Origin of the sequence: Psychrobacter sp. JCM 18902, assembly GCF_904846615.1 — a bacterium.
Classification (GTDB): domain Bacteria; phylum Pseudomonadota; class Gammaproteobacteria; order Pseudomonadales; family Moraxellaceae; genus Psychrobacter.
This window is the reverse complement of the sequence record NZ_CAJHBK010000001.1, coordinates 2,498,777-2,520,739: the sequence shown is the minus strand read 5'-3', so window position 1 is coordinate 2,520,739 and position 21,963 is coordinate 2,498,777. Positions and strand designations below refer to the sequence as shown.

Annotated in this window: 19 protein-coding genes and 1 tRNA gene; 9 read left to right on the top strand and 11 right to left on the bottom strand. The window is 44.0% G+C overall.

What is annotated here, in order from left to right:
* The first annotated feature begins 42 nt into the window (after positions 1-42).
* The 4 genes from JMY05_RS10410 to JMY05_RS10395 all read left to right on the top strand — a co-directional run bounded on the left by JMY05_RS10410 (position 43) and on the right by JMY05_RS10395 (position 5,474).
* On the top strand, positions 43-1,032 hold the full coding sequence (locus JMY05_RS10410) for a membrane dipeptidase (protein WP_045445833.1): 990 nt from the start codon (positions 43-45) through the stop codon (positions 1,030-1,032).
* A gap of 181 nt (positions 1,033-1,213) precedes the next feature.
* Positions 1,214-2,899 (top strand): BCCT family transporter, encoded by a 1,686-nt coding sequence (locus JMY05_RS10405; RefSeq protein WP_201615020.1) that lies wholly within the window; start codon positions 1,214-1,216, stop codon positions 2,897-2,899.
* 126 nt (positions 2,900-3,025) lie between these two features.
* Positions 3,026-4,765, top strand: a complete 1,740-nt coding sequence (locus JMY05_RS10400) for a hypothetical protein (RefSeq protein WP_045445836.1) — start codon at positions 3,026-3,028, stop codon at positions 4,763-4,765.
* Positions 4,749-5,474, top strand: coding sequence for a DUF3726 domain-containing protein (locus tag JMY05_RS10395; protein WP_045445839.1), 726 nt, complete (start codon positions 4,749-4,751; stop codon positions 5,472-5,474). Before JMY05_RS10400 ends, JMY05_RS10395 begins: the two co-directional genes overlap by 17 nt.
* Before the next feature lie 169 nt (positions 5,475-5,643).
* Here JMY05_RS10395 and JMY05_RS10390 read toward each other — a convergent pair.
* Positions 5,644-5,734, bottom strand: a tRNA-Ser gene (locus JMY05_RS10390).
* 128 nt (positions 5,735-5,862) lie between these two features.
* Here JMY05_RS10390 and JMY05_RS10385 point away from each other — a divergent pair.
* The 3 genes from JMY05_RS10385 (at position 5,863) to JMY05_RS10375 (ending at position 7,748) form a co-directional block, all read left to right on the top strand.
* Positions 5,863-6,756, top strand: coding sequence for a DNA/RNA non-specific endonuclease (locus JMY05_RS10385; protein WP_227678165.1), 894 nt, complete (start codon positions 5,863-5,865; stop codon positions 6,754-6,756).
* Between the two features lie 87 nt (positions 6,757-6,843).
* Complete coding sequence (locus JMY05_RS10380) at positions 6,844-7,107, top strand: hypothetical protein (protein ID WP_045445842.1); 264 nt, start codon at positions 6,844-6,846, stop codon at positions 7,105-7,107.
* Between the two features lie 257 nt (positions 7,108-7,364).
* Positions 7,365-7,748: a DUF2147 domain-containing protein gene (locus JMY05_RS10375; protein WP_045445845.1), complete on the top strand. Its 384-nt coding sequence runs from the start codon at positions 7,365-7,367 to the stop codon at positions 7,746-7,748.
* Between the two features lie 111 nt (positions 7,749-7,859).
* Here JMY05_RS10375 and JMY05_RS10370 read toward each other — a convergent pair whose 3' ends face one another.
* From JMY05_RS10370 to JMY05_RS10355, 4 genes are all read right to left on the bottom strand, one after another.
* Entirely contained in the window at positions 7,860-9,122 is a 1,263-nt protein-coding gene (locus tag JMY05_RS10370; protein WP_045452414.1) for an ammonium transporter, read from the bottom strand.
* Between the two features lie 75 nt (positions 9,123-9,197).
* Complete coding sequence (locus JMY05_RS10365; protein WP_010197981.1) at positions 9,198-9,536, bottom strand: P-II family nitrogen regulator; 339 nt, start codon at positions 9,534-9,536, stop codon at positions 9,198-9,200.
* A 455-nt stretch (positions 9,537-9,991) separates the two neighbouring features.
* Positions 9,992-10,846 carry a universal stress protein gene (locus JMY05_RS10360; RefSeq protein WP_045445851.1) on the bottom strand — a complete coding sequence of 285 codons (855 nt, stop codon included), beginning with the start codon at positions 10,844-10,846 and terminating at the stop codon, positions 9,992-9,994.
* 172 nt (positions 10,847-11,018) lie between these two features.
* A complete protein-coding gene (locus tag JMY05_RS10355) occupies positions 11,019-12,518 on the bottom strand; it encodes a SulP family inorganic anion transporter (RefSeq protein ID WP_045445854.1) in 1,500 nt (499 codons plus the stop codon).
* Between the two features lie 661 nt (positions 12,519-13,179).
* Here JMY05_RS10355 and murD point away from each other — a divergent pair.
* Together murD and JMY05_RS10345 are read left to right on the top strand one after the other, a co-directional pair.
* Complete coding sequence (murD, locus tag JMY05_RS10350) at positions 13,180-14,616, top strand: UDP-N-acetylmuramoyl-L-alanine--D-glutamate ligase (RefSeq protein ID WP_045445857.1); 1,437 nt, start codon at positions 13,180-13,182, stop codon at positions 14,614-14,616.
* 316 nt (positions 14,617-14,932) lie between these two features.
* A complete protein-coding gene (locus tag JMY05_RS10345; RefSeq protein ID WP_227678164.1) occupies positions 14,933-16,129 on the top strand; it encodes an FtsW/RodA/SpoVE family cell cycle protein in 1,197 nt (398 codons plus the stop codon).
* Between the two features lie 92 nt (positions 16,130-16,221).
* On the opposite strand, the gene gluQRS is transcribed toward JMY05_RS10345, so the two are convergent.
* From gluQRS to JMY05_RS10315, 6 genes are all read right to left on the bottom strand, one after another.
* On the bottom strand, positions 16,222-17,166 hold the full coding sequence (gene gluQRS / locus JMY05_RS10340) for a tRNA glutamyl-Q(34) synthetase GluQRS (RefSeq protein ID WP_045445863.1): 945 nt from the start codon (positions 17,164-17,166) through the stop codon (positions 16,222-16,224).
* Positions 17,167-17,413: 247 nt separating this feature from the next.
* Positions 17,414-17,851 carry an RNA polymerase-binding protein DksA gene (dksA, locus tag JMY05_RS10335; protein ID WP_045445865.1) on the bottom strand — a complete coding sequence of 146 codons (438 nt, stop codon included), beginning with the start codon at positions 17,849-17,851 and terminating at the stop codon, positions 17,414-17,416.
* 493 nt (positions 17,852-18,344) lie between these two features.
* Positions 18,345-19,190: a metallophosphoesterase gene (locus JMY05_RS10330; RefSeq protein ID WP_045445868.1), complete on the bottom strand. Its 846-nt coding sequence runs from the start codon at positions 19,188-19,190 to the stop codon at positions 18,345-18,347.
* Between the two features lie 250 nt (positions 19,191-19,440).
* Positions 19,441-20,259, bottom strand: a complete 819-nt coding sequence (locus JMY05_RS10325) for a metal ABC transporter permease (protein ID WP_055125361.1) — start codon at positions 20,257-20,259, stop codon at positions 19,441-19,443.
* 106 nt (positions 20,260-20,365) lie between these two features.
* Positions 20,366-21,163: a metal ABC transporter ATP-binding protein gene (locus JMY05_RS10320; RefSeq protein WP_201615018.1), complete on the bottom strand. Its 798-nt coding sequence runs from the start codon at positions 21,161-21,163 to the stop codon at positions 20,366-20,368.
* A gap of 80 nt (positions 21,164-21,243) precedes the next feature.
* Positions 21,244-21,837 carry a Fur family transcriptional regulator gene (locus JMY05_RS10315; protein WP_045445871.1) on the bottom strand — a complete coding sequence of 198 codons (594 nt, stop codon included), beginning with the start codon at positions 21,835-21,837 and terminating at the stop codon, positions 21,244-21,246.
* Positions 21,838-21,963 lie beyond the last annotated feature (126 nt).

Below are 21,963 nucleotides of genomic sequence, written 5' to 3'. Positions count from 1 at the left end.
CAATGATAGCGGCCACTGATAAAAGTATTAAAGGGAATTGATATGTACCAAGACCATATCGTCATTGACGGATTACAGTATAGCCATTGGGATCGTGACTACTTTAAGATGCTACAAGCCAGTGGTATCAATGCAGTACATGCCACCTTGGTCTATCACGAAGATGCTCGTCAGACCATGACCCGCTTTAGTGAGTGGCACACACGCTTTGAGCAAAACTCAGATCTTATTTTGCCAGTGTACTCAGTTGCTGATATCAACATGGCAAAAGAGCAGGGCAAAGTCGGTATCTTCTTTGGCGCGCAAAACTGCTCACCAATTGATGATGAAATCGGCTTAATCAGCGTGATGCGCCGCTTGGGTCTATTGATTATGCAACTGACTTACAATAACCAGAGCTTACTGGCGACAGGTTGTTATGAGCAGAATGACAGCGGCATCACACGTTTTGGTCAGCAGGCGATCAAAGAGATGAACCGTGTCGGTATGATTATCGATATGTCACACAGCGCTGAGCGTTCAACGCTTGAAGCGATTGAGTACTCTAGTCGCCCGATATGTATCAGTCATGCCAATCCAACCACGGCTCATGACGCGCTACGCAATAAATCGGATACGGTTATTAGTGCCTTGACCCAAGCAGGCGGGTTGTTAGGGTTTAGCTTGTATCCGTTTCATTTGCCAAATGGTAGTGATTGCACATTAGATGATTTTTGTACGATGATTGCCAATTGTGCTGACAAATATGGCGTCGAGCATTTATCCATTGGTAGTGACTTGTGTCTCAATCAACCCCAAGCAGTGCTTGAGTGGATGCGTAATGGGCGCTGGTCAAAAGCGATGGATTATGGTGAAGGCAATGCCAATAATTCAGGCTGGCCAGATACCTTGCCATGGTTCGCTGGCAAGGACGGTATGGAAAACATCTATAACGGTTTGCTAAAACATGGCTTTAATGAGATTGACGCTGGAAAAGTCATCGGTCAAAACTGGTTTGATTTCCTTGAGAGTGGTTTAAAGCCTTTAGCCTAAAGGATAATTCTAGCAAGTCATCGCTAAAAATCGGTATAAGACGACAATCGTTTTATAGCGCATACCCATTTGAAATAGAGAGCTTTGAAATCAATAATATAGTGAGGTTATCTGGTTATATCCTCATTGCGATATCTCTGATTTAAAACGCAACATTAGCCTTAGCATATGGAGCCACATCATGGCCGATTTAAAGGGACTTAACCAAGGTGAGCAAGGACGCTCAAACGCTGCTAATAGCACAGCGGATAAGGTCAACGCTGTACCAGCTGCTGCCGATATTGATGCGTTGGGGCTAAAAAACCCTGCCTTTTGGTATAGTGGCGGGTTTATTACGATTTTTGTGCTCATGGCGATTTTTGCAGAAGCACAGTTAGCAACGATCGTGGATGTTGGTTTTAAATGGTCGGCCAATATCTTTGGTCCTTTTTGGCAAATTCTGCTTCTCGCTACTTTCGTCATCGCTTTAGCGGTTAGTGCAGGTCGCACGGGTCGTGTGATTTTGGGCAACTTACCAAAGCCTGAAATGGACAATTTCAAGTGGATGGCCATCCTGTTTTGTACATTGTTGGCTGGCGGTGGGGTTTTTTGGGCGGCGGCAGAACCTATTGCTCATTTCGTGTCAGCGCCTCCTTTATACGGTGAGTCACCAGACTTGCAACAACGAGCATTTAACGCCTTATCACAATCTTTTATGCATTGGGGATTTTTGGCGTGGTCGATTGTCGGTAGTTTGACCGCGATTGTGGTCATGCATCTGCATTATGACAAAGGCTTGCCGCTGAAACCTCGCACACTTCTTTATCCTATGTTTGGTGAGCGCGTACTTACTGGTCAAACGGGCGCGATTATCGATGCGTGCTGTATCGTCGCCGTGGCTGCGGGTACGATTGGCCCTATTGGTTTCTTAGGCTTGCAAACCAGCTATGCCCTCAATACCTTGTTTGGTATTCCTGATACTTTTGCCACCCAGCTTATCATTATCATATTCGCGATTGCGCTTTATACCTTATCAGCGATCAGTGGTCTTGCTCGAGGCATGCAATTGCTCAGCCGCTTTAATGTCATATTGGCCGTTGCGTTGATGGTCTTTATTTTGATATTTGGACCGACCAATTTTATCGTCAATGGTTATATTCAAGGTGTCGGCACGATGGTCGATAACTTTATTCCGATGGCCACTTTTCGCGGTGATGAAGGCTGGCTTGGCGGTTGGACCGTGTTCTTTTGGGGTTGGTTCTTGGGTTATGGCCCTATGATGGCCATCTTTATCGCTCGTATTTCACGTGGTCGTACCATTCGTCAATTGATTACCACGGTTTGTATCATTGCGCCGCTCGTTACCTGCTTTTGGTTCACCGTCGTTGGTGGTTCGGGTCTGGCGTTTGAGATTGCCAATCCGGGCAGTGTCAGTAGTGCCTTTGAGGGCTTTAACTTGCCAGGCGCGCTATTGGCAGTCACGCAGCAATTACCCTTTCCTTTAATTACCTCGATATTATTTCTAATTTTAACCACCGTTTTTATCGTCACGACAGGTGATTCGATGACCTATACCATCAGTGTGGTCATCAGTGGCGAGCGTGAGCCAAATGCCATGATTCGTACCTTTTGGGGCATCATGATGGGGGTGACAGCGATTGTTTTAATCTCGCTTGGTTCAGGTGGCGTGACAGCGTTGCAGTCTTTTATCGTGATTACCGCTGTGCCAGTCTCTTTTATCCTGCTGCCATCGCTATGGAACGGGCCACAAATTGCCCAGCAAATGGCGCGAGAGCAAGACTTGTATCGACCTAATCAGGTAGAGGTAAGACATAAAATTAGCGAAGAAAAGCTCGCTAAGGAAAAGCTTACTCAAAAAACTGATTGACTACCAAACGGTCAAGGTCAAAACAACGATCCTAAAAACGGCTGAATACTTATTTACCAATAGATATCATCATTGGCATTATTAACAAAGCTGCTGGCTCAATATATTAGGTAAGGTAGTGAAATTATGAATATGATTCATGCAAATAATGAAAGAATTAATGTCAAGCCGCCTCAACTTAGCACTAAATTTCGTACTCGTGACGTGATTATGAATGCAGAAAGGTTGGGCGCGATGCACCAAACTCGCATTAGCTTTGTGCGCACGTTACTGCGTAAGATTGATAGAGAGCAATGGACGCTCAGTACCCATTTGTGGGATTTGGATGAGCAAGGCTATGGCACGGTTATTTATCGCCTCAATACCCCAGAGCATCTGTATCATCTGGTGGTATTTTGTAATGAGCTAGCTGATGAAGAGCGTAATGATAGGGTGATTGCCCAAAAATGGGATGTGACCTTTGGTTTGGTCTTTGGTGAGATAAGTGAGGAGCTACTGGGTAACCTACAAGCCAACGTACCGCTGCAAGAAGCAGGTCGCAACTCTAATATGGTGATGGTGCTGGCACGAGCAAATAAGAGCGTACGGGTCTTTGATCATATCGTTAGCTCACTCGCCATTGGTCAGCAACCAGATTTGGATATACTCGCGCAGGTGGGTTATATATTGCGCACTACTGCCGTCTATGGCAATGGTAAGTTTGGTATTTATGACTTCAAACCGTTAGATCACAGTGCAGATTTTGATCAATCCTTTCGAGCGCAGATGTGTGCCGTGTATTTGCTGCGTGAGTTTAGCTTAGATTGGGTCGATTATTTGGCAAAGCAAAAAGGCGGTAGCAACGCCGCTGCACTGCATCCAGAGATTAAACGTTACTTGGGAGTTGGTAACGCCACCGGTCTGGGCATGGCACCGTATCTAATCAACCATCCTTGTGTCGTCGATCAATGGCTAACTACCCGTGAAGAAGCGTTGCAAGTAACACTGATCTGCCAGATTGAACCCAAAAAAACCGCATATTTTGCCAGTTTAATCAAACGTGCTATTCAGCATTTTAGCGAGATTGTTACCATCAATGAGTCGCAAATCAAACTCAATGAAGCGGTCGTTGCGGAATTAGCCGTATTACAAAATAATTTGATGGCAGCCATTAATCAATACAGTACATGGGCGGAGTTCTTACAAGCTCACCATCATCTAAGTCTTGAGAGCCAAGAGGTAATTATCTCTTGCTTGATGGAGCTTTATCCTGAGCGTGTCGATGCGTTTCAAGTAAAAATAAATGCCGATGAAACGCTATCGCTACCGAAAGGCAAGGTGATCCAAGATTTAATCGATGTATTAGAGCTACATTATCAGTGGGCGATTAATATTGATTTTAGCCAGCCCGATAATAGCCATTGGTTTTGGTATCGTTCGGTGGATAAAGAAGAGCCAAGGATGGGCGTGCGCGGGCAAGAACCGGGTGCTGATCGTGAGCTTGCATTAGACATCGCACGGCAAGCAAATAAGCTGTATCTCGCGTTGAAACCCACCGATCCACAGCAGCTCATTTCAGCATTCATCTTAAATCAGCCAAAATATCGCTCGATTGCGCGCCGCGTTTGGACGATGGGACATAAGCCACTGGGCGATATTCAGATGAATGTCTTGCATAAAAATGCATTACCCATGCACCTGTTACGGTGTAAATTATCGATGTTTGGTGCCACCAAGTTCGATCCCAGATCCGATCGCTGGGTGCGGATCACCTTGTTTCAAGGTGCGCCTTTGTTTGCAGAAGTGCATAGTGATGAATGGCTGTTTCCTTTATTACCCGATTTATCGAAAGAGCAGGGAGGTTTGACTCATGATCGTATCGCATAATGAAATCGTGACGATAGTACACAAAGCCTTTACTGGGATGCACCGAGAAGTAGGCGAAGCGGATGTGATTGCTACTATGGTTGCTGAGTTACAGATGGCGGGCTTGGACGGTATCAGACACTTTAACAATGCCAGTCCGTATATCTTAACTGAGCACGATACGCCAATCGATATCGTCCATCAACAAGACGGCGCTATTCGTTTAGATTTGCATGGTAGCAGTTTGGCTTGTCACTTGCCGACTATCATTGACTATGCTCTGGAAAAAATGGGTGATTTGGCGCATTTTCATATTTATTTACAGAACTGTCATAACCGCTGGTTGGCTTATAGTGAGCTGGTGGGGCTGGCTGCCAAAGGCTTTGCTTGTTTAGCTAAATGGGACAATGGCTCTGTGCCCAAGCATACATTATTTACGTTAAATCAAGGTTTTGTGTATCCTGATTTATACTTTTTTGACCAAGCACAAGCCAATTATAATACCAATGATATGATTATTGAAATTGCGACCCAAAATTTTGATATTGAACAGGACATACAGCATTTCAATCGTAAAATATCGACAGATGAGCTATTTGAAACCCATCAGCGCGCATGGAAAGAAGGCATCTATGTCGACGATGAGCAGTGGGCGATACTCAAAAAAACGGCTGCGGCGATGTTGGTAGAAAATAGCGAAACATCAAGTAAAGGTGCGGGAGGGGCGTAAGCGAGAGGAAGGTAATAAATAAAAGGTTACAAAATGACATAGGTAAATAGATTAAGCCAAAAAGAGGTTTGTAATTAAAAATTTCAGAAAGTGTTTTGGACTAAAAGGTATTTCGGAGTTGTTTGAACAGATGGGAAAAGCTAGAGGCTTTGATTAAGCAGAATAAGATTGGCGGTGAAGGAGGGATTCGAACCCTCGATACGCTATTAACGCATACACACTTTCCAGGCGTGCGGTTTCAGCCACTCACCCACTTCACCGTTTTTAGACGGCTCAGTATAGCGGATACTGTCTAGAATGTCACGACTTGCACCTTATCTTTCTTTATTTACAAACGCCTGCTACGATAGCGTATACGTAATGACAAGCATAGATGGTTGAAAGTTAAATGATAAGTTTCGGTAGGCTCGATGCCCGTTTGAAAAACAGTATTACAATGACCGTGATGGCGGTGGTCATAAGTATAACTTCAGCGCATGCTGATGACTTTACTCAGTGTAGCGAGTCCTTTTATGGTGGTGTCTATCCTGAGTTTATCAATACCAAGCTAAGCAATAAAACTCAAGCCTTATGCATGGATGGTTTTGCTGTTATGTATTCTGGCGTGTCGCGTACACCGCTTTGGTCGGCAGAATATTTGGATCGCAAGCGTTTACAACAAGCCAAAGAAATCGATCGTGAAGACAGCTTTCATGAAGAAAGCAGGTTACCAAAATCCGCACGCGCCTCATTGTCCGACTATTCAGGCTCTGGCTATGATCGCGGCCATTTAGCGCCCAATGCCGATATGGCGAATCGCAGTCAACAATATGATAGCTTTAGCCTTGCCAATATCGCCCCGCAGTCACCGCGCAACAATCGCTATATCTGGCGTAATATCGAATCAGCCACTCGCTATTTGACCCAGCAATATGGAGAGGTTTATAGCATTACAGGAGTAGCCTTTACTGGTAAAACAACCAAGCAACTGGCAGATCGTGTACTGGTGCCCAGTCATTTTTTTAAAGCTGTCTATATACCAGCGATTAATCAAGCAGGGGTCTATTATGCACCCAATGATGAGTCAGAGCGCATAGAGGTTATTAGTGTTGATGAACTCTCGACCAGGATTGGTATCGATGTGCTGCCCGTCTTAGATGCCAAAACCAAAACACAGGCATTTGATCTGCCATTAAAGGCGGGTAAAAGCTCTGAGTTGCCCGATGAGCCAACAGAAGAGCCGGCTTGGATGCTGTTTGTTTGGGCGATTCTTGAGTGGGTAATCGTCCAATTGCAAGCATAATGCCTTTATGACACGAGTCTATATATAATAAAAGGCACAAAAAATCCAAAAATTACGCAAGATATCGTTAATAAAAAGGAGAATCAAATGATTGATCCATTTGCCAATGACCACCAAAGCATGCAAATCGGTGAGCTTATCATCGAAAACCAAACAGATAAAATTATTATATATGGCGATATTGATTTGACTCTTGATGCTACTGGATATGAGCAAGCACAACAGTTACATGAGCTAACAAGCAAGATTATTCAGGCATTTGAAAATAATTCCATTTACAATAATAGTCAGCATAAGTCAAAAGAAAAAGATGACCGGTTGGATAAAAATATCGACAATCCTTTTTTATAACTATTTGATATAGTTCAATTTTTATAGAAATAATAAACTATAAAAAAATTACTAGGCAAAAGCTTAAAATTGCTTATAATGAGTCAAGACATCGCTTATGTCGTATAAAATTTTGATGAGCAGTTTTTTTAGATGCGCTAACCACTCCCAAAGAGTAGAAAGTCGCATAGCTGTTAATAGGGATTTTAGCGAAGGATAAGCCTAGGAGATCAGAAACATAACGTTTCGAGTAATCATTGTATGAAGGGAATCAGTCTATGAAATTATTTACCAAAACCACTCTAGCTGTTGCAGGTATCAGTTTAGCAAGCATGGCATTCGCCGCTGATCCTTTGGCCAATACCACGTGGCAGACATTTGATGAAGGTAAGCCAAAAGGTACTGTAAAGATTACTGAGTCAAACGGTGTACTAACAGGTACGCTTATCGCTACTAACTCAGCCAAAGGCAAAAAGCACGTTGGTACGACCATTATTAAAGGTTTAAAGTCTGATGGTGGTGGCAAATATAGTGGTGGTACGATCACTGATCCTGAAAAAGGCAAAGACTATCGTATGACCGCAAACTTGAGTGGCAACACCTTAAATCTAAAAGGTTATATCGGTCCATTCTCACGCAGTCAAACGTGGAAAAAGAAATAAACCGATAGCTTATTTTTAGTATTAGACCTAATATTGATAAATAAAAATCCCGCAATACCAAAAGGTATTGCGGGATTTTTAGTACATATATTTTAATATTGGTTTAAGAGCTTATCTCACAAATTCTGGATATGCTTCCATACCGCACTCTGCTATATCCGCACCTTCATACTCATCTTCTTCAGAGATACGCAGACCAATCACTAATTTGATAACTGCCCAAGTGATTAAGCTGGCGATGAATACCCAAGTAAAGATAGTGGCTGCACCAGCAATCTGACCTACGAACGATGCTGCTGGGTTGGTAATTGGTACGATAAGTAGACCGAACAGACCGACTACACCATGAACTGAGATAGCACCCACTGGATCATCTATTTTTATTTTATCCAATGCTAAGATAGATAGCACAACGATAACGCCAGCGATCAAACCAAACAGTGTTGCTTGTAATGCAGATGGGGTTGAGGGTTCTGCTGTGATAGCGACTAATCCTGCGAGGGCACCATTTAAGAGCATGGTTAAGTCAGCTTTGCCAAAGATGATGCGTGCTATTATTAAAGCACCAATTGCACCGCCTGCCGCTGCTGCATTGGTATTTAAAAAGACCATAGCAACCGAGTTAGCACTGGCAATATCACCCAGTTTTAGCACCGAGCCGCCATTGAAACCGAACCAACCCATCCAGAGAATAAGTGTTCCAAGCGCTGCCAGTGGTAAGTTAGCCCCTGGAATGGCGCGTATTTCACCATTAGGGCCATACTTGCCTTTACGTGCACCTAATAATAATACCCCTGCTAATGCAGCCGCAGCACCCGCCATATGGACGATACCAGAACCTGCAAAATCAGAAAAACCCATGTCGCCTAAATTGAACATCCCAAATACATCATTGCCACCCCACGTCCAGCTACCCTCTAATGGATAAATGACACCAGTCATCACCACAGCAAATAATAGGAACGACCACAGCTTCATGCGCTCAGCCACCGCTCCTGAAACGATCGACATACAGGTTGCAACAAACACCACTTGGAAGAAAAAATCAGACGCAGCGGAGTAAACAGAATCACCGTCAAAGCCATTTTCAGCGGAGGCTGCTAGGGCATCTGCTACCAGCGTTTCATTACCCGCGATACCGCTCAAGAATAGGTTGCCACCATACATAATGGCATAGCCGCATATCATGTACATGGTACAAGCGGTGGCAAAAAGTGCGATATTTTTGGTTAAAATCTCAACGGTGTTTTTTGAGCGGACGAGTCCAGCTTCTAACATGGTGAAGCCTGCTGCCATCCACATGACGAGCGCCCCGCACATTAAAAAGTAAAACGTGTCAAGTGCGTACTGGAGCTCGAAGATTTGATTTTGCATGTTAATTCCCCCTTGAATTGATGCAATACAGCTATCGGTATGATCTATAAATCTGTGTCTATATGGCCTTGCGCGTTAGATAGCGTCAGGGCCTGTCTCGCCCGTACGAATACGAATAACTTGCTCGAGTGCAGTGACAAAGATTTTGCCGTCACCAATCTTGCCCGTGCTAGCGATGCGAGTGATGGCTTCGATAGCAGGTTCGACCATCTCATCAATAACGGCCACTTCGACTTTTACTTTAGGTAAGAAGTCCACCACGTATTCTGCGCCGCGATAGAGTTCTGTGTGACCTTTTTGGCGACCGAAACCTTTGACTTCAGTAACAGTGACACCTTTAACACCGATGTCAGAAAGCGCTTCACGTACATCATCGAGCTTAAACGGTTTTAAGATCGCAGTGATTAGCTTCATAAAATATTCCTTATTTGTGTGATGCCGCAGGTTGATCGAAGCATTGTGGTGCATCGTATCGCTGCCATGCTTACTATTAGTCATTCAAGAACTGTGCCAATTTACTCAAGGGGGATAGGTAAGATTGGATTTGTTTGTTCAAAAACAGCCATAGTTATGGCAAAAAATACTGGTTATGCTGCAATGGTATAAACCACCGTTATGAGCATAGAGAATGCGAATTAACCTTTAGCGTTGAACTGACGAAAACTTTATTATAACCAACTTTTTAGGTGCTTGGGGAGACCATCCATCTATTTCCTGTGATGATTTGCTAACCTAGTTTGGTATATGAAACGAATCACTTGAGGAGAAAGTAGGGAAAATTGTGTGATACGGTAAGCGGCAGAGCTTAACATGGATGTATAGGCTCTGCGCTCAAAGAGAGAGGAGTGGCTGTGTAGATCGGCTAAAGCCTATACCTTTGGGAAGAGTAGGTAGGGGGTTTTGGTGCTACCGAGCAGCTTTTTTGTGTCGCTACCTTTTAGAAGTTCACGCAGACGAGATTGGCCAAAGGCACCGGTCATCAGCATACCGATATCATTTTCATTTTGATAATAATTCAAAGCCGAAGTGACATCACGGCAATCCAGCAATGCTTTTTTAGACTTGATGCCTGCTTGTTTGAGCCGCGCATAAGCTTCACGTAGCGCATCGCAATTTTCAGAGTTTTCTTTACCGACCATCACGATATGAACGGTTAATGCGCGAACCAGTGAGGTTTTGCAGAGCCAATTGAGCAATTTATGAGATGTTGGACTGTTGTCAAAAGCAAATAACGCGGTCGTAGGGGGCAAAAATGGTGCATGAGTCACCAAAATGGGGCAGTGACTGACTCTAATCAACTGGCTCAATGTCGATTTGCAGGTGACATTGTGACCTATAACGATCAATTGTGCTTTGTCATCGACGTAATCGATACTTTCATTGAGGTGTTCATGGCGATGCAGGGTATAGGTTTTTAGTTTTTGGCGCTGCTGCTCGCAATAGGTGGTGGCTTGATGGAGCAAAAGCTTGCCTTGGGCTTTTAGCTCACAATTACTCAAGTGCTCCTTAGTGGTGAATTGCTCAAGCAGCATATTTTCATCATCGATATTGAGACAGCCTGAATAATTCACAGCCGCTTTTTGTTGTAAGCTCGGTACTGAGTGCAACAGTCCAACAGGTGCTTGTAGACGAGTCGCGGCCCACATGCTGGCTTCTAACACTGCTTGCACGTGGTCTGGGCAGTCCAAGCAGGCAATCACACTATCTGGTTTCAAATTACTCATAAGACCACCACATTATTCCAATATTAAAAAGACAGAATAAAAAGACAGCTGCTTGGCTCAAGGATGGGCGATAATGCTTATGCCCAACCCTTTGCACCAATGCAGCTGTTTATTCAACTGTCTATTTATGAGCGGTAATCAATATTAGCTCAATAAATAGACGTGGCTTTGTTTAATCCAATAAGCCAATATCTCGGCGATCGTGGATAGAGAAGCGATCAATCAGTGTTCGGCTCGCATTATTGAGTCCCACCACTTTGACATCAATGCCCTCACGTTGCAAGCGCATGACCAGTTTGTCCAAGGTGTCTACGGCACTGACATCCCAAAAATGCGCTTGGCTGACATCAATTTGAATACTGTCCAAAGCTTCTTTGGTATCGAAGCTGTTTAAGAACTGGGTCGTAGAAGCAAAGAATACTTGTCCTTGCACATAATAATAGCGGGTATTAGTACTCTCATCATATTCGCTAAATACCGTTAAGAATTGACCAATCTTATTGGCAAACGCCAGCGCCGATAGCAGCACGCCCACGCCCACGCCATAAGCTAGGTTGTGCGTAAATACTGTGGTCAAAACAGTCGCTAGCATGACAATATTAAATGACATCGGATGCGTTTTAAATTCGCGAATAGACTGCCAGTTAAAAGTACCAATAGAGACCATAATCATCACAGCGACCAGTGCCGCCATTGGAATTTGACTGACCCATTCACTTAAAAACACTACCATAATGAGCAGTACGATACCTGCCATCAAAGTGGACAGACGCGTACGTCCGCCAGATTTGACGTTGATCATAGATTGACCAATCATGGCACAGCCTGCCATACCACCGAAGAAACCTGATACGACGTTGGCAATCCCTTGACCACGACACTCGCGGTTTTTATCGCTTGGCGTATCTGTCAAATCATCGACGATAGTCGCTGTCATCATCGATTCTAATAAACCAACGATGGCAAGTGCGATAGAGTAAGGCGCGATGATCAGTAAAGTATTTAGGTTCAATGGAATGTCAGGTAATAAGAACATCGGTAATGAATCAGGCAAATCGCCCATACTGCCGACATTACGAATATCAAGATTCATATACATGGCGACAGCGGTCAAACCAACGATACAGATCAGCGGTGACGGAATCACGCGACCGATTTTAGGAATCAGCGGAAACAAGTAGATAATCGCTAAACCCGCCGCTGTCATGATATAAACCGTCATGCCAACGCGTTCAGTCATTGGGTTAAGCTCAGGCAGCTGGGCGGCAAAGATCAATATCGCGAGCGCATTGACGAAGCCAATGACTACCGAGCGCGACACAAAGCGCATCAAATTACCGAGCTTTAGAATACCCATTATAATCTGAATCCCACCGCACAATAAGGTGGCAGCTAGCAAATACTGCAAACCATGCTCGGCGACTAAGTCAACCATCACCAGTGCCATTGCCCCAGTTGCTGCCGAAATCATGCCTGGACGACCACCGACGAAACTGATCACGACCGCGATACAAAATGAGGCATACAAGCCGACTTTTGGATCAACACCCGCGATAATAGAAAAGGCAATGGCTTCAGGAATCAGCGCTAAGGCAACAACCAAACCGGATAAAACGTCGCCGCGAACATTGGAAAACCACTCGTCACGTAAGTTATCAATAAAAGATGTCATAAGTAAACTGCATAGGGTTAGAGGCAAAAAAAGTAATCATTACTCATTCATAAAATGATCGCATCGCTATAAAAGTAGCTATTCATCTTTCTTTTACGGCAACATGTGCTGTGTCATATTGCGGTATTGAGTTATTAAAGGTCAGTAATAAGTAGGTCTATTGATTTACTTACTGGTATCGCTAATACGCTCACCAATAATTGATACGATGATAAATTCAGTGAGATTACCTAAAAAATAGTTAAAATAAGGTGCTTAAAGCAGGGCATTTATAAGAGCACCTACAATAACGAATAGCGTCAGCAATGATATGCTGCGGTAGAGGGTAATAAATAATCTATCAAATAAAAATAGCCGCTCGACATGACCTGTCTATAGTAGTAACTTTGCCAAACAGAAGTGACAATAGCGTGCTAACTGTGACAACATGCTAAACTAAAATGCTTGGGTAAATACCCAATCACTTACAGATTAAGGCAGCTATTATAGCATTAGCCACTTAATATAAAAACAGGCGCATAATAGCATATCGTCATAAAAAACCAGTACCGAAATCTGAACGATACCGTTATGATGCGTCTCATCTTGACGGCATCATTTTGCTTCTTTATATACTAGGTTTGTTTGATGCCATTTTGCTCGTCCAACAGAAGGAATAAATATGACCACCAACACTGCAACAGATGCCTTACTTCACAAAGGCAGTGGTCTACAAGTCGTGGTCGGTTTGGGACAATCTGGATTGTCAGTTGCGCGCTATTTGGCCAATCAAGGCTATCAGGTTGCTGTCACTGATGCTCAGGTGACACCTAGCTTAGCAGATCAACTACCCGCTGAGATTAGTATTCGCCAATTTGGTGCGATTGACGCCGAGCTCTTGCAGCAAGCGGCACGTATTATTATAAGCCCCGGTATCTCACTTGCTACCGAAGCTGTCGCCGCTGCCCGCCAAGCGAATATTCCAGTGGTTAGTGACATTCAGCTATTTTGTGAGGCTTGTACCGTACCGATAGTGGCGATTACTGGCTCTAATGCTAAGAGCACCGTGACCACCTTGGTCGGGCAAATGGCTGCGGATGCTGGTGTCAATGTCGGTGTCGGCGGTAATATTGGCGTGCCAGCGCTGACCTTGCTTGATAATACTGATATGGAGCTGGCGGTGCTTGAGCTGTCGAGCTTTCAGTTAGAGACAGTGACCAATTTGGGTGCGCAAGTGGCGACGGTTCTAAATATGTCACCTGACCATTTAGATCGCCACGGTGATATGCTGGGCTACCATCAAGCCAAGCATCGTATCTTTCAGGGTGCTAAGTCCGTGGTTATCAATCGCGAAGACGCATTGACGCGTCCGCTCGTGGCTGATAATTTGCCCAGAGTGAGTACCGGTATACATGCTCCTGATAAAGGTCAATATGGTCTTATTACTACTCCTGAAGGCCAAATTTATCTTGCCCACGGTACAGAAAAACTACTGTCGGCAGATAAACTGTTGATTAAAGGTCGTCATAATCTGCTCAATGCACAGGCAGCCTTAGCGTTAGGCGAACTTGCTGGTTTGCCATTGGGCAGTATGTTGAATACCTTACAGCAGTTTACTGGACTTGAGCATCGTTGCCAGTATGTGGCAAATGCTGCAGACATTGATTATTTCAATGATTCAAAAGGCACCAATATCGGCTCAACGATGGCAGCTATAGAAGGGCTGGGCGCAGTCTATGCACCAAAGGACGGTAAATTACTATTGATTTTGGGTGGACAAGGCAAGGGTCAACAGTTTGGTGAATTGACGCCGTTTATCAATCAGTATGTTAGCCAAGTACTGTTTATTGGTGAAGATGCATCGCTGATTGAACAGCATCTGCGCGCAGCTAAGATAAGCGCCGATGTTGCGTTACATCAATGCCAAACTTTAGAAAACGCCTTTACAACCATTCAACAAGTCACGACAAGCAGCCTATCGCAAGTGCAAGCGGTGCTATTGTCACCTGCTTGTGCCAGCTTTGATCAATATAGTGGCTACGCAGCTCGCGGTGAGCATTTCAGTCAGTTGGTTGGTCAATTAGCAACTGAGTCGTCAGATATGATGACTTCGGAATAAAAGTTTTGGTGATTTAAGCATTTGCATGATAAGTGCTTAGCGAATATCAGCATTTAATAAAGAAATCAGTATTTAATAAAGAGTAAGGGCAATGCAATAGGATTGCCCTGAATTGACTTTTACGACGCTCGCGCATTTTCTGTATAAATGATTGTTTTGCTTATAGATTGCTGCTACTGTCAATCATAGCCAGTCAGCAACATGAATGGTCAGCTTATTTGCTTAGTAATCTGTCTGGTACTGTCTATTTTCTATTTTTTAAACGGTGGCGTTTAATAGACGCCGTGTTTTTTCGTTCGTTAGTGTATATAAAATTATGGCGCTCTCTTCTATTTTTCGTTCCTCATCCCAACCGAAGCAAGCATCTGGCTCAGATGGTATTCTTTCTATGCCGTCAGCACGCGCCATTCTCCTATCGAGTGTTGGCTGTATGTTGGTGCTCAGTTTATTGATGGTGGCTTCCGCTTCTATTCCTTTTGCCCTCAGTCGTGGCATGACAGAGCTGAACTTTTTCAAAAACCAGCTGCTGTATATGATGATCGGTCTGACGGTCGCTACGGTTTCTTATTACAGCGTGTCTTTGCGAACACTATATAAGACTGAAACCCAATTTATCTTATTGGGTATCACTGGCATGCTGCTAGTGGCAACCCTATTTAGTACGCCTATTAACGGCTCCAAGCGTTGGCTGAACCTAGGGGTATTTAATTTTCAGGTGGCAGAGTTGGCTAAGTTGGTGATGATTGTCTTTGTCTCTGATTTTGTGGTGCGTCGCTCTTTTGAAGTTCGTAACGGCTTAGACGGTTTTTTGCGGATTATGTTGGTGGTGGCACTCATCACCATGCTGCTATTGTCACAGCCAGATTTTGGTTCTTTTGTCGTTATTTTAGGTACCATCTTTGCGATTTTTTATATTGCTGGTGCGCCTTACAAGCACTTTTTAGCACTGGGCGCGGCTGCCATCGGTGGCGCGGTATTGATGGTGACGACAGCGCAGTACCGATTGGTACGTGTGATGTCATTTATGGATCCGTTTGATGATGTGCAAGACACGGATTATCAGCTGGCACGCAGTTTGATTGCCTTTGGTCGTGGACAATTTACAGGCGTTGGTTATGGTGAGAGCGTACAAAAACTGTCGCATTTGCCCGAGGCACATACTGATTTTCTATTAGCCATTACAGGGGAAGAGTTAGGCTTTGTTGGGGTTACCATGGTATTGGTGCTCGAAGCGCTGATTATCGGTAGCGCGATGCGTATCAGTTATAACGCGCTCAAACGTCGGCAGATGCGTATGAGTTATACCGCCTTTGGTATCGGTGTGGTGTTCATAGCGCAGACAATTATCAATGCGGCGATGAATATGGGCGCGATTCCAACCAAAGGATTGACCATGCCATTCTTCAGTTATGGCGGCTCTTCGATGTTGATTAGTTTGGTGATGGTTGCGTTATTGCTAAAAATTTATAAAGAAAGCCCCGAAATCGAAAAAAGCCAATGCCGTTATTATTGATAGGTTGAGCATTAGTTATAGGCTCGATGCATCATGACTGGCATTATCCAAAGAAGCGTCGCTAAATAGTGGCGCTTTTTGCTAGCTGACTTTTATCCATTGGGCATATTTAACTGTTGCTTGCCTTGTAGCGGCGTACTGTCCCATTGAGCAATGGCTTGCTTTAACATACGAGTAGGTGTGTCTCTATCGACGGCTGGTTGCTGTAATAGTTGTAAAGCATTGGCGATAAGTTTACTTGGATCTCGTGTATCAATGGGTTGTGCTAGGTTTTGCTTGGAGAGTTTTTGTCCATCAGCATGACATATCAGTGGCAAGTGATACCAGTGATCGATGGCAGGCAAGCGTGCGGCATCCATGATGCTGATTTGCGCTGTCGTCATGGGTAGGATATCTAGACCGCGCATAATATGTGTCACCTGTTGCAGTCCATCATCAAGGCTGGCAGCCAAAATATAATTGATCATACCATCTTGGCGACGTACCACCATATCACCCAATGTCTGCTGAGGATTATCCCACTGCAATCCTTGAATACCGTCGTTAAAACCAATCTTATAATTCGGTAGCTGTATGCGTAGCTTATGTTGCTCTCTATCAAGGTCAGCGCTGACGCAGCAGCGTGGATAGCGCTTCCTGTTTGGTTGCAATGGGTTGGCATCGTCATAAGCTGGGCTCAGCTCTTCTTGCGCCCAGTATTGCTCCAAGTCTTTACGCGAGCACTGACAGCCATAAGTGAGCGGATGCAGGGCTGAGTGTAGATAATCATTATAAATATCAATACGCTCAGATTGATAAATGATATCACCGTCCCAGTACAATCCAAGCGCTTCCAAATCAATCAAAATTTGCTCAGTAAATTGCTGATCACAGCGTTCGGTATCAGTGTCTTCAATACGCAGTAGCCATTTACCACCAATGGATTTTATATGGCAAAAGCTGGCAAGCGCGGTCGTCAATGAGCCAAGATGCAGTTCACCAGTCGGTGAGGGAGCAAAACGACCAATCGGCTGTACTGGTATGATTGGAGCGGGCATAGGAATAAGGTTAGTTTTCAAAGTAGGAAATTATCGGTAAAAAAGTTAGAAGATAGAATAATAAATATATCCGTAAAAAGATATTTGTGAAATGAGTCTGTTTTGTTAGCAAATCAATATAAGCAAGCTTAAAGCTCTGTATCAGCCATGATCCATTGACTAAAAACCAGTCTTCTAAAACGCAATAAGCGACCATATTTTGGTCGCTTATGCTTACATTCTACTATTGAGATTAATCGTAATTCGTTTAAGCGCCTTGATTTTGGCGTTCTTTAATCTCAGACAGTGTTTTACAATCGATACACTGGGTAGCTGTTGGGCGCGCTTCGAGACGACGCAGACCAATCTCTACGCCACAAGTTTCACAAAATCCATAATCATCATTTTCAATTTCTGACATAGATTTATCAATTTTGCGAATGAGCTTACGTTCACGGTCACGCGTACGCAATGCGAGGGCAAACTCTTCTTCTTGGGTGGCGCGATCATTGATATCTGGCATAGCACTGGACTCGTCTTGGATATAAGTCTTGGTGCGATCCGCTTCGCCAATCAGTTGGCTCTTCCAATCCAATAATATAGCCTTAAAGTGCTCTAACTGCGCATCAGACATGTACTCTTCGTCTTTGGCAGGCACATAAGGAGTAAACTTAGCTTCACTTGGATTCGTGGTCAGGGTGCTCATATGGGTATCCTACTTTTTTCAAATTAATTCAATAAAACGACGTATCAAAAGACAAGACGCTATCAATGTCATAAACGCTATAATTTGTCCCTTTATAAAACGTTTTACCACTTGGTAACACAAGTAACACAGCGGATCTAATAGTACAGTTATCTTGATATGCTTAAAGCAATCTATCAATGGTCAGGTATATGGTTATGCATATTTCTATTTAAATAGCGTTGTCTTAATAATGCGACAAATCACTGATTGTGAAGACTTAGCTGTGATCGATTTAGCCATCCTAGCTATTATAATTCTACCTAATACCAGATACTAGGCAGTCCTCATTTCGTTTTATACGTTGTATCATTGTTTCTGATAATAATGAAGTCATTTTTCATCATCATGTCGTTTTTACCGTGCCAGTCATTGTATTCTGAACTCAGAAATATCAGTCAATAGCTTGGGGTATAAGGGCTCACATCAATATTGGTGTCAATAAATCTGGGCGTCAAGTATCCAGTCTTTCTACCCAGCTTGCAACCTTTCCATTGTTGGCTAATTGCAACCAACGGTAACCGGGCGGGACGCTTTTATCATAGGAAAAATCATTCTCATAAGGCTTGAACTGGTAGCAAGTAGAAGGCGTACTATAGACCGTGACTCCTTGACGATGGCGAACCTGCTCTTGGTGCGTATGACCACTGATAATGACCTTGAGATGGTCAAATCCTAACAGATGCTGCCAAAAGGCCTCACTATTCTCTGCCATATGCGTGTCAATCCAGTTAGAGTCTACGGGAATAACATGATGATGTAGAGCAATCAGCGCAGGCTTATCACAAGCATCGAGTCTCTCGCATAACCAGTCAATATCGGTAGGCGTTATCTCGCCCTCGACTTTGCCCGTGATGGATGAGTCTAATAACAACAGCTGCCAACGATCAGTCTCAATGACATGCCGGCTTAGCAAGCGCGGGTCGGCAGGCTGAGCAATCAGTTCGCGCTCAAAGAACGGCAAGTCACTGCCTATCTCATCCGTCACATCATGATTGCCTGCGATACAAGCGAAAGGAATATGGGTCGCTTGCAATACCTCAAAAATATGATCGTAAATAGCGGGTTTGACTTCATTGACTAAGTCGCCAGTCACGATAATCAAATCGCAGCGAATGTCGCTACTCAATGCTTGCTGTAGTACTGTTTCAAAGCACTGCTGACAGGCAGAGGCTTCGCTATTGTTAGTATCGCCATCAACACTAGAAGAAACAGGCGTTGATAAATGCAAATCTGTGATTTGTAGTATGTTTACCTGTTCATCTGGTGTGCTAATGTTATTAACAGGATAGCTTAGCATTGGGTCAGTCCCTCATCGAATCGAAACAAGTGATGCTGTTAAAACGAATGATAGATAAATGGATGTCCTGCATCGAGTAGACTAATGAATTTTGGTCTGACCAATATGTTTTTTGGCTTGACGCCGCTAGTATGTCGATGATATTAGGGCAAGTTTATAACATAAAGTCAATGAAAGCTCTATCATATTGATGAAATAAAGTTGGATAAGAGGATAAAAAACCAGCGGCTTTATGTGAACCATAATCTGTCTAACGGCGCGCTGACCAAATTTTTGCAGTGCTGAGCTTTGAGAAAATCAGCGCGATAAAAAATAAAATGGCTAATATTAATACGATAGCAAGTCCTGTCTGAATATCTAGCCAGATGCTTCCCCAAACGCCTAGCGTCACGCCAAGCTGTGCGATCAGTAGCGATATAACGACCATTTGTTTTGGCGATGATGACCACAAACGTGCCGTTAATGCTGGTAATACCAATAGACCGCTGATTAGTAAACTACCAACCGCTTGCAGGGCAATCGCACAAAATCCCGCCAATACGCCCATGAAGAACAGCCGCTGGCGTGTCGGATTAACACCTTGAATACGCGCCAGTGCTTCATGAGTGGCAAGCTTAATTTGTGCAGGCCATATATACATAAGTAGACCGAGCCCTACCAGCACACTACCGGCAAGTAAGGGCAAGTCTGCCCAATCAAGCTCTAGCAAATTACCAAACAAAAACCCCAGTACGTTTGCTTGTTGGTCAGTCAACTGGGTCAAAGCCAATAAGCCTAAGCATAACAATGACACCGCCACGACGGCCAAAACCGCATCGACAGGCAGGCGCTCATCATCGATTAATACCAGCCCTAGCACCACCATGACGCTGACCAAGGCAATGCCAATGCCCATAGGTAATTGCCACCATACTGCTAAAGCCACGCCAAGCAAGGTGCCATGTGCTAAAGCGTCAGCAAAAAATGCCATGCGTCGCCACAAGACTAAGCAACCTAAAGGCGCTGATAGTAGCGCTAAAATACTGCCAGCGATCCAAGCGGGGGCAATGATGGCTAACCAAGCAGTCATAATAAATATCCGTAAAAGTTTTTATAAAGCTCAACGCTCGATATGTGTTTGATGTATTAAGCTTCGATATATTTTATATTTGTGAATGTTCAACGCGCCTTAATGATTATAGTTCGCTTGGGGCGTGATGCTCACAGGCATGTGGTTGATGTACATAAGGCTGCTCATAATGATGCCCAAATAGCTTTTGAAACTCACTACTAATGGCAAGCTCGCTTGGTTGTCCCTCACAGCAAATATGCTTATTAAGACAAATCACACGTCGACTGCCTTTCATGACCCAATGCAGATCATGCGATACCACCAGCATGGCACAACGCAAAAACTCTGGCAGCTCATCAATAAACTGATAGAGCCAAACCTCAGTATCAGGGTCCAGTCCTTGCATCGGCTCATCTAAAATCAATAAGTTGGGTTTGTCTAACAATGCGCGCGCGAGCAAGACCCTTTGTGTCTCACCACCCGACAGGTGCAGCATTTGTCGCGATAGTAAGTGCGTCAATGACAAGTTATCGAAGATAAATTGACGCTGCTCAGACGTTAAGCGCCTTTTATCCGCTTGTGCCAATAAATCGCAGACTCGTAATGGCAATATCGGCGGTACAGCAAAGCGCTGCGGCACATAGCCAAGCTGTAACTTTTGATGAGAGTTAATGTGCCCTTTAGTTGGCTCAATCAATCCCAAAATAAGTTTAACCAACGTTGACTTGCCAGCGCCATTTGGTCCAATAAGACTGACTGTTTCATTAACCGCAATGTCGATATCAATATGTGAGAGTAAGCGTTGATGCCCAATGTCGTAGCTGATATCGCTTAGGCTCAGCAGTTTACTCGCATTATTAATGGTATTGCCATCAACAGCGGAAAAGTTCGGTTGATTAGACGGTGAGGTAGACAGGCTCATAGTATGACAACCAATAAGTGAATGAGTAATACAAATAAAAAACGGATGACAAAGACTTACGCTTCAGTGGTTAGGGCATGTTACTGGCAGGCTTGGCAACGACCACTCAGCTCAATCACACTGCGTTCCACAATAAAGCCAACGTCTTGCTCAGCAAAACTCATCATTTCCTGTACGGGCACACTGCTACATTCTTGTACACGCTGACATTGACCACAGATTAAAAATGCTGCGGTATGCTGAGCGCGTGGGTGACAGCAGGGCACATAAGCATTGATAGAGGTCAGTTGATGTATCAAGCCTTCACTCAATAGAAACTCCAGACTGCGATAGACAGTGGGTGGCGCGACATTTTTTGGCGCTTGTTTTTTAGAGCTAATTTCTTTAGATGCCGCTTTCATTGGGTGCTGTTGCGAGTTAAGCGCTTCGATGCTGTCATCATTGTTATTGGGCTCTGATAAGCGCATTTGCTGCAATTGCGTGATCAAATCATATGCACCGATAGGTTTATTGGCTGCCAATACCAATTGATATATTTGCTGGCGCAATGGGGTAAAGCGTGCACCGTTCAGGCGACATTGTTCTTTTGCTGCCATTAGGCGCTCGGTCACGTCATGCGGCGTAAAGTCCTGCACATCATGTAAATGTTCGCAGACTGATAAACTGGTGGACATGGTGCAAGCTCCTACAAAAAAATGGCACTGTTATTATAGTAATTTATAATGTTATAGTATAACATACTAAAAATAAGAGCAGATAAGTGATCTTGGCTTATTTATTGATACCTTGATGATCACTCA

Bases quoted from the DNA above. Each gene is read 5' to 3' on its own strand.
- JMY05_RS10410 (WP_045445833.1), top strand. From the start codon at position 43: ATGTACCAAGACCATATCGTCATTGACGGATTACAGTATAGCCATTGG.
- JMY05_RS10405 (WP_201615020.1), top strand. From the start codon at position 1,214: ATGGCCGATTTAAAGGGACTTAACCAAGGTGAGCAAGGACGCTCAAAC.
- JMY05_RS10400 (WP_045445836.1), top strand. From the start codon at position 3,026: ATGAATATGATTCATGCAAATAATGAAAGAATTAATGTCAAGCCGCCT.
- JMY05_RS10395 (WP_045445839.1), top strand. From the start codon at position 4,749: ATGATCGTATCGCATAATGAAATCGTGACGATAGTACACAAAGCCTTT.
- JMY05_RS10385 (WP_227678165.1), top strand. From the start codon at position 5,863: ATGATAAGTTTCGGTAGGCTCGATGCCCGTTTGAAAAACAGTATTACA.
- JMY05_RS10380 (WP_045445842.1), top strand. From the start codon at position 6,844: ATGATTGATCCATTTGCCAATGACCACCAAAGCATGCAAATCGGTGAG.
- JMY05_RS10375 (WP_045445845.1), top strand. From the start codon at position 7,365: ATGAAATTATTTACCAAAACCACTCTAGCTGTTGCAGGTATCAGTTTA.
- JMY05_RS10370 (WP_045452414.1), bottom strand. From the start codon at position 9,122: ATGCAAAATCAAATCTTCGAGCTCCAGTACGCACTTGACACGTTTTAC.
- JMY05_RS10365 (WP_010197981.1), bottom strand. From the start codon at position 9,536: ATGAAGCTAATCACTGCGATCTTAAAACCGTTTAAGCTCGATGATGTA.
- JMY05_RS10360 (WP_045445851.1), bottom strand. From the start codon at position 10,846: ATGAGTAATTTGAAACCAGATAGTGTGATTGCCTGCTTGGACTGCCCA.
- JMY05_RS10355 (WP_045445854.1), bottom strand. From the start codon at position 12,518: ATGACATCTTTTATTGATAACTTACGTGACGAGTGGTTTTCCAATGTT.
- murD (WP_045445857.1), top strand. From the start codon at position 13,180: ATGACCACCAACACTGCAACAGATGCCTTACTTCACAAAGGCAGTGGT.
- JMY05_RS10345 (WP_227678164.1), top strand. From the start codon at position 14,933: ATGGCGCTCTCTTCTATTTTTCGTTCCTCATCCCAACCGAAGCAAGCA.
- gluQRS (WP_045445863.1), bottom strand. From the start codon at position 17,166: ATGCCCGCTCCAATCATACCAGTACAGCCGATTGGTCGTTTTGCTCCC.
- dksA (WP_045445865.1), bottom strand. From the start codon at position 17,851: ATGAGCACCCTGACCACGAATCCAAGTGAAGCTAAGTTTACTCCTTAT.
- JMY05_RS10330 (WP_045445868.1), bottom strand. From the start codon at position 19,190: ATGCTAAGCTATCCTGTTAATAACATTAGCACACCAGATGAACAGGTA.
- JMY05_RS10325 (WP_055125361.1), bottom strand. From the start codon at position 20,259: ATGACTGCTTGGTTAGCCATCATTGCCCCCGCTTGGATCGCTGGCAGT.
- JMY05_RS10320 (WP_201615018.1), bottom strand. From the start codon at position 21,163: ATGAGCCTGTCTACCTCACCGTCTAATCAACCGAACTTTTCCGCTGTT.
- JMY05_RS10315 (WP_045445871.1), bottom strand. From the start codon at position 21,837: ATGTCCACCAGTTTATCAGTCTGCGAACATTTACATGATGTGCAGGAC.